This is a genomic window from Methylotenera sp., from assembly GCF_013141425.1.
Taxonomy (GTDB): Bacteria; Pseudomonadota; Gammaproteobacteria; order Burkholderiales; family Methylophilaceae; genus Methylotenera.
Window position 1 is genome coordinate 1 of record NZ_JABFRA010000124.1, and the last position, 6,852, is coordinate 6,852.

Genomic DNA, 6,852 nt, shown 5'->3' on the forward strand with positions numbered 1-6,852 from the left:
GATATGGACGATAAAGAAGGTGCGCGTGAGCTTTTAGAGGAAGTGTTAAAAGAAGGCGGCACTCAACAACAATTACGCGCGCAACAATTGTTGGATAGCTTAGCTTAATTGTAAATTAAATAAAAAAGCCGAGCATAAAGCTCGGCTTTTTTATTTAAAAAAGTCGTTATAAATTGCTGGTCAACATCAATTTATAACGACTTTCATCCAACATCCTAAAATCACACTTTAGACTTTAATACGCTTTAATTTTAACGATGCATCCAGTTATTAAAATATTGTTATTCATTTTCACCTTATTATTCATTAACTTTATGCATAATTCCTTGGTATGGTTGTTATGTCTATTTGTTTGTTTGCTGGCTGTTAAATTTCAAAGGCACGTATTTTTTCGAATAGTTAAGCGCATGCGCTGGTTATTTTTTTCGATAGTTATCATTTTCGCATTTGCTACACCAGGTGAATACATTCAGTTTATGCCAAACTATTTTGCACCCACTATTGAGGGTGTTTTTAAGGGATTTCTGCAAATAGCTAAACTATTAATTGCATTAGCATTGCTTAATATCCTGTTTGCAACCAGTTCAAATGCGCAATTGATGACTGGGTTATATACGCTACTTTCACCGTTAAGTTTAGTCGGGTTTAATGCTAAACAGTTTACTGTCAGATTGATGCTTACTTTAGATTATTTTGAGGAAATTGTAGTAAAAGAAAATCTAAAGATAAATTTTAAACAACTCGCTAATATGCAGATAAATTTGAAAAATTTACAAGAAGATAAACAAATTAAGTTTGTTGAAGCGCCGTTTAATTTAATTGATAAGGTGATAATCGCAATTTTTATTTTTAGTATTCTAATTTACCTGTATTTTACAATTCATCGCTATTTAAAGGGGTTTGCTTGAGAATTGCGCTTGGGGTGAGTTACGAGGGCACTAATTTCTGCGGTTGGCAAAGTCAGCCAAATGGTGGAGGTGTGCAAGATAAGTTGGAGCAAGCGATATGTAGTATTGCACAACATGAAGTTAGAGTGCATGCTGCAGGGCGAACAGATACGGGCGTGCACGCGCTTTGCCAAGTGGTGCATTTTGATACAGTAAGTCACCGTCCAATCACCGCCTGGGTGCGAGGAGTGAATGCTCATTTGCCTGCAACAATAAGGGTGGAATGGGCGCATGAGGTGGAGGAGACCTTTCACGCACGGTTTTCAGCACATGCACGCAGTTATCAATATCTGCTCTATAACGCACCTGTAGCTTCAGCGTTGATGGCTACGAAGGCTGGTTGGTTTCACTTGCCGCTCAATTTTGATGCAATGTCTGCCGCCGCCAGTTATTTAATTGGCGAGCACGACTTTAGTGGGTTTCGGGCATCTGAGTGTCAGGCAATAACGGCCGTTCGATGCATGCAAAAGGCTGAGGTTAAAAAGATTGGCAATTATTTTATATTTGAATTTAGTGCCAACGCGTTTTTACAACATCAAGTGCGCAATATGTTGGGTGCATTGGTTTATATTGGTAAGGGCGCGTATCCACCTGAATATATGCAAGAGTTATTGCAGAAGCGCGATAGAACGCTCTCGCCACCGACATTTTCTCCCAATGGGCTATATTTAACTGCGGTCAGCTACGATGCAAAATGGAACTTGCCAATCAGCCACCTCAGTGCCGAGTTAAACCATCAAGCTGGCATTCAAATCATCATTTAAGCGTTACAATAACGCATTCGTCTATTGCAGAAATTTTGGAATCAATCTTGAGAGTTCGAGTTAAAGTTTGCGGTATTACCCGTGTTGAAGATGCATTAAGTGCGGTGGCGTATGGCGCGGATGCAATTGGCTTGGTGTTTTATGAACAAAGCCCACGAAACGTTAGTATTCAGCAGGCAATTGAAATCGTAAATAAAATTCCCGCTTTTGTTTCTGTGGTCGGCCTGTTTGTAAATGCTGAACGCAATTTTGTTAATCAAGTCCTAACAGAAGTAAGAATAGACCTCATGCAGTTTCACGGTGATGAAAGTCCAGAAGAATGTGCTAGTTATGGACATGCTTTTATCAAGGCGATTCGCGTTAAGAGTGGCACAAATTTGGTACAATACGCACAAGATTTCTTTGAAGCGAGAGCCTTGTTACTCGATGCTTATGCCGAAGGTGTAGCAGGTGGAACTGGGCAAGTGTTTGATTGGGATTTAATTCCCAAGCATTTAACTAAACCAGTGATACTGGCTGGTGGCTTAACTGCTCAAAATGTTGCACAAGCAATACAGCAAGTGAAACCTTATGCGGTAGACGTGAGTGGTGGCGTTGAAGTGTCAAAAGGAATAAAAGATGCAGCAAAACTTGCTGCATTTATGCAGCAAGTTTACGCTTGATAGATTTAGTAATTGGGCGATTTATAAGCCATTTAAAAGCCATATAAAATTAGTGGAGAATTAGAAATGCAGCTCTATGATATGCCAGATGCACGCGGGCATTTTGGACAGTTCGGCGGTACATTTGTAGCAGAAACTTTAGTTGAAGCGCTTGAAGAGTTGCGCGTAATGTATGAACAATACCGCCATGATCCAGAATTTTTAGCTGAATATGCTTATGATTTAAAACATTTTGTGGGCCGGCCAAGCCCGATTTACCATGCTAGACGCCTGTCTGAAAAAGTGGGTGGCGCGCAGATATATCTTAAACGTGAAGATTTAAATCATACTGGCGCGCATAAAATTAACAATACGATTGGTCAGGCCTTGCTAGCGAAACGCATGGGTAAACCGCGCGTTATTGCAGAAACAGGTGCAGGGCAGCACGGTGTTGCAACAGCAACGATTGCGGCGAGGTTGGGTCTTGAATGTGTCGTATATATGGGGAGTGAAGACGTCAAGCGACAGGCCCCTAATGTCTTTAGAATGAAGTTATTGGGTGCAACGGTTGTACCTGTTGAGAGTGGTTCTAAAACGCTTAAAGATGCACTGAATGAAGCCATGCGTGACTGGGTGACTAATGTCCATAATACGTTTTACATCATTGGTACAGTGGCAGGGCCACACCCTTATCCAATGATGGTGCGTGATTTTCAGGCGGTGATTGGCATAGAAGCTAAAGAGCAAATGTTGGAAATGGCTGGTCGCCAGCCTGATGTGGTTGTTGCCTGTGTTGGCGGCGGTTCAAATGCGATGGGAATTTTTTATCCCTACATTGATGTGCCGAATGTGCGATTGGTCGGTGTAGAAGCGGCTGGGCTTGGTATGGAAACCGGTAAACATGCTGCGCCATTAACAGCCAATAGTCCAGTAGGTGTTTTACATGGTAACCGTACTTATTTAATGCAAGATGAAGATGGCAATATCATTGAAACCCATTCTGTGTCAGCCGGCTTAGATTATCCTGGCGTAGGTCCAGAACACGCTTGGCTAAAAGATATTAAACGTGCCGAATACGTGGCAATTACCGATGATGAAGCGATGGCCGCTTTTCATAATTTATGCCGCACTGAAGGGATAATTCCTGCACTGGAATCCAGCCATGCCTTAGCTTATGCCGAAAAATTGGCTAAAACATTGAGCAAAGATCAAATTGTTTTAGTGAATTTATCTGGTCGTGGCGATAAGGATATCAATACGGTTGCTAAGTTGGCCAATATCACTCTTTAAATTCAAAAAAATATAACTCATGTCACGTATTCAAAAGGTTTTTACTGCACTAAAGCAACAAGGCAAAACAGCCTTAATTCCATACATCACGGCAGGTGACCCACACCCTAAGCATACGGTTAATCTGATGCACACATTAGTGGAGCATGGCGCAGATATGATTGAGTTAGGAGTACCATTTTCTGATCCAATGGCAGATGGGCCAGTTATTCAACGTGCGAGTGAGCGTGCGTTATTGCATAAGGTTGGTTTAACTGCTGTGTTGAATATGGTGAAAACTTTTCGTGAAACCAATCAATCTACGCCAATTATACTGATGGGCTATGCTAACCCGATCGAGGCCATAGGCGCATCGGTATTTGCCGACCGCGCTAAAACTGCAGATGTAGATGGCGTCATTACCGTGGATTATCCGCCAGAAGAATGTGGTGATTTTGTGCATCAACTTCGTAGTCGAGATATTGACCCTGTGTTTTTGTTATCACCGACTACTGACCAAAAACGTGTGGAATTGATAGTAAATCAAGCGAGTGGTTTTGTTTATTACGTTTCACTTAAAGGCGTAACGGGTGCAAAAAATTTAGACATTGTGGAAGTTTCAGAGCGCGTAGCTTCGATTCGCAAACAAACCAATTTGCCTGTAGGTGTTGGCTTTGGTATTCGCGATGCGGCAACAGCAAAGGCCACAGCTAAGATTGCAGATGCCGTGGTGGTTGGAAGTCGTATGGTACAGGCCATTGAGGCATCCACTGAAGCGAATCTATTAAGCAATGTGGCAGCTCTCATGGATGAATTAAAAGCAGCGGTAGAGGCTGCAAATAATTAAAATGCAAAAATTTAAAACGACCGTATCGTTATAAAGATAGACCAAAGGGGATAAAGCATGGGATGGTTAAATCAATTACCGCAAAAAATTAAACGTGTCGTCGGTGGCGATAAAAAGACTGTGCCCGAAGGACTCTGGAGTAAATGTCCAGCATGCCAAACTGTATTGTATAAAAAAGATCTGGAAGATAATTCAGAAGTTTGTCCTAAATGTGCATATCACAATCGTATAGGTGCGCGCGCTAGATTAGCGCAATTATTAGATGTAGAAGGCCAATTTGAAATTGGCGCAAAAGTACAGGCCGTTGATTCGCTTAAATTTAAAGACAGTAAAAGCTATGCGGATCGTATTAAAGAATCGCAAAAAGCGGTTGGCGAAAAAGATGCTCTGATTGTGATACAAGGCAGTATTAAAGCTGTGCCAGTAGTGGTCGCCGCGTTCGAATTCAAGTTCATGGGCGGATCAATGGGTTCCGTGGTTGGTGAAAGGTTTGTGAGAGGTGTGCAAACGGCTATTGATAATAAAATGGCCTTTGTCTGCATTTCTGCCAGCGGTGGTGCACGTATGCAGGAAGGTTTATTTTCTTTGATGCAAATGGCCAAAACTAGTGCTGCTCTCACGCAGTTAAGTAAAGCGGGTTTACCCTTCATCTCTGTGCTGACTGACCCAACTATGGGTGGCGTTTCCGCAAGTTTTGCGATGCTTGGCGATGTTATTGTAGCGGAACCGCAAGCTTTAATCGGTTTTGCGGGTCCGCGCGTGATTGAACAAACAGTGCGCGAAACCTTGCCAGACGGCTTTCAGCGTGCAGAGTTCTTGTTAGAGCATGGTGCAATTGATTTGATTATTGATCGACGTGAAATGCGTAACCGATTAGCTGTCATTTTATCCAATTTGATGCGTTTGCCAGTTGCCGCCTAATTATTCTTGAGATTAAATTTCATCCTATATCGTTTCAAATTCCGAGCAAAGCTACAAGTACAAGTACAGCAAATGGTTTTGGGCGTTGCATATGAATAACGTTATTCCTGCCAAAAATCTTGCTGGATGGTTAACTTATATTGAACGATTGCACCCCAAATCCATTGCAATGGGTTTGGAACGTGTAAAACCTATTATTGATAGCTTGCAGCTTTTTCCAACCTTCAAAATTATTAGTGTTGCAGGTACCAACGGTAAAGGTTCTACCTGCGCAATGCTCGAGCAGATTTATAAAAACGCAGGTTATCGAGTAGGTTGTTATACGTCGCCGCATTTATTACGTTATAACGAGCGTGTGCGCGTTAATGGTTGTGAAGTTAGTGATGAGGCGCTCTGTAACGCTTTTGAGGCTATTGATGCGGCTAGGTCAGCTATAAAGGGTGATCTGGTAGCCCTTACGTATTTTGAAGTGGGTACATTAGCCGCCATCTGGCATTTTATGCAAACAGGGATTGATGTTGTCATTTTGGAAGTGGGTTTGGGTGGCCGCTTAGATGCAGTAAATGCATTTACACCGAATTGTGCAATAGTTACTAGCGTTGATTTAGATCACCAAGAGTTTTTGGGGGATAATCGAGAAAGTATTGGTTTTGAAAAAGCCGGCATTTACCGCGCTGCAGCACCTGCCATTTGTGGTGATGCTAACCCGCCTGAAAGTTTACTTGCCTATGCAAATCAGATTCAAGCGGATTTTAAATGCATCCATCAAGATTTTGATTTTGTAGTAAATGGGAATGTTGATTGGCAATATGTATCCCGTCAAGTTGAGTACCACTTACCATTTCCAGCATTGCAAGGAAGCTATCAGTTAAGTAATGCGGCTTGTGCTATCACTGCAGTACAATCGCTGCAAATTAGTTTGCCAGTATCCGTGGCATCAATAGTGAGCGCGCTGCAACGGGTCACATTAGTTGGACGTTTTCAAACAATCGCAAAAGCGCCGCAGGTGATTTTGGATGTTGCCCATAATCCACATGCAGCAAGGGCATTGGCTGAAAATCTAAAAGCTATTAGATCTCATTCAGGCAAAACGATTGCAGTATTTGCCATGCTGGCCGACAAAGATATTAAAGGTGTTGTTGAAGCGCTTAAAAATGAATTTGATGTTTGGTATGTCGCAGGAATTGATCATTTACGTGGGGCCTTGGCAGCTGATTTGTTTGAAATTATTATTGAACTGCTACCGAATGCCAAAGTTCAATCTTTTGAACATGCAAATAATGCCTTCGAACAAGCCTGTTTAGATGCTGGCGAAAATGATAAAATAGTCGTGTTTGGTTCTTTTTTTACTGTTTCATGTGTGATGCAAACAATCAGTGAACGCTCAAAAAACTAATCTTTAAGGAAGTAGCAATGGCAGTCGATTCATCTAACGACCAAGAATTAGCTTTAAAAAAGCGCGC

The 6,852-nt window shown here is 41.9% G+C and carries 8 protein-coding genes; all 8 read left to right on the forward strand.

The genetic code is table 11. The annotated features are described in order from the left end of the window. Nucleotides 1-3 precede the first annotated feature (3 nt). The 8 genes from HOO90_RS12110 (at nt 4) to folC (ending at nt 6,785) form a co-directional block, all read left to right on the forward strand. On the forward strand, nt 4-108 hold the full coding sequence (locus tag HOO90_RS12110; protein ID WP_366928760.1) for a FimV/HubP family polar landmark protein: 105 nt from the start codon (nt 4-6) through the stop codon (nt 106-108). A 299-nt stretch (nt 109-407) separates the two neighbouring features. Next, the gene (locus HOO90_RS10785; RefSeq protein ID WP_366928759.1) at nt 408-908 is read left to right on the forward strand and encodes a hypothetical protein; all 501 of its coding nucleotides are present in this window, start codon (nt 408-410) and stop codon (nt 906-908) included. After that, nucleotides 905-1,711: a tRNA pseudouridine(38-40) synthase TruA gene (gene truA / locus HOO90_RS10790; protein WP_292842931.1), complete on the forward strand. Its 807-nt coding sequence runs from the start codon at nt 905-907 to the stop codon at nt 1,709-1,711. The genes HOO90_RS10785 and truA overlap by 4 nt, the downstream gene beginning before the upstream one ends. A gap of 47 nt (nt 1,712-1,758) precedes the next feature. After that, complete coding sequence (locus HOO90_RS10795; protein WP_292842933.1) at nt 1,759-2,373, forward strand: phosphoribosylanthranilate isomerase; 615 nt, start codon at nt 1,759-1,761, stop codon at nt 2,371-2,373. 66 nt (nt 2,374-2,439) lie between these two features. Then, the gene (gene trpB, locus HOO90_RS10800; RefSeq protein ID WP_292842935.1) at nt 2,440-3,642 is read left to right on the forward strand and encodes a tryptophan synthase subunit beta; all 1,203 of its coding nucleotides are present in this window, start codon (nt 2,440-2,442) and stop codon (nt 3,640-3,642) included. 19 nt (nt 3,643-3,661) lie between these two features. Beyond that, the gene (gene trpA, locus HOO90_RS10805) at nt 3,662-4,468 is read left to right on the forward strand and encodes a tryptophan synthase subunit alpha (protein WP_292842937.1); all 807 of its coding nucleotides are present in this window, start codon (nt 3,662-3,664) and stop codon (nt 4,466-4,468) included. A gap of 57 nt (nt 4,469-4,525) precedes the next feature. Beyond that, nucleotides 4,526-5,389 carry an acetyl-CoA carboxylase, carboxyltransferase subunit beta gene (gene accD, locus HOO90_RS10810; protein WP_292842939.1) on the forward strand — a complete coding sequence of 288 codons (864 nt, stop codon included), beginning with the start codon at nt 4,526-4,528 and terminating at the stop codon, nt 5,387-5,389. Between the two features lie 91 nt (nt 5,390-5,480). Beyond that, nucleotides 5,481-6,785 carry a bifunctional tetrahydrofolate synthase/dihydrofolate synthase gene (gene folC / locus HOO90_RS10815; RefSeq protein ID WP_292842941.1) on the forward strand — a complete coding sequence of 435 codons (1,305 nt, stop codon included), beginning with the start codon at nt 5,481-5,483 and terminating at the stop codon, nt 6,783-6,785. Nucleotides 6,786-6,852 lie beyond the last annotated feature (67 nt).

What these genes read in the sequence shown, in the direction of transcription:
- HOO90_RS12110 (WP_366928760.1), top strand. Translation starts at nt 4, where the DNA reads ATGGACGATAAAGAAGGTGCGCGTGAGCTTTTAGAGGAAGTGTTAAAA.
- HOO90_RS10785 (WP_366928759.1), top strand. Translation starts at nt 408, where the DNA reads ATGCGCTGGTTATTTTTTTCGATAGTTATCATTTTCGCATTTGCTACA.
- trpB (WP_292842935.1), top strand. Translation starts at nt 2,440, where the DNA reads ATGCAGCTCTATGATATGCCAGATGCACGCGGGCATTTTGGACAGTTC.
- accD (WP_292842939.1), top strand. Translation starts at nt 4,526, where the DNA reads ATGGGATGGTTAAATCAATTACCGCAAAAAATTAAACGTGTCGTCGGT.
- trpA (WP_292842937.1), top strand. Translation starts at nt 3,662, where the DNA reads ATGTCACGTATTCAAAAGGTTTTTACTGCACTAAAGCAACAAGGCAAA.
- folC (WP_292842941.1), top strand. Translation starts at nt 5,481, where the DNA reads ATGAATAACGTTATTCCTGCCAAAAATCTTGCTGGATGGTTAACTTAT.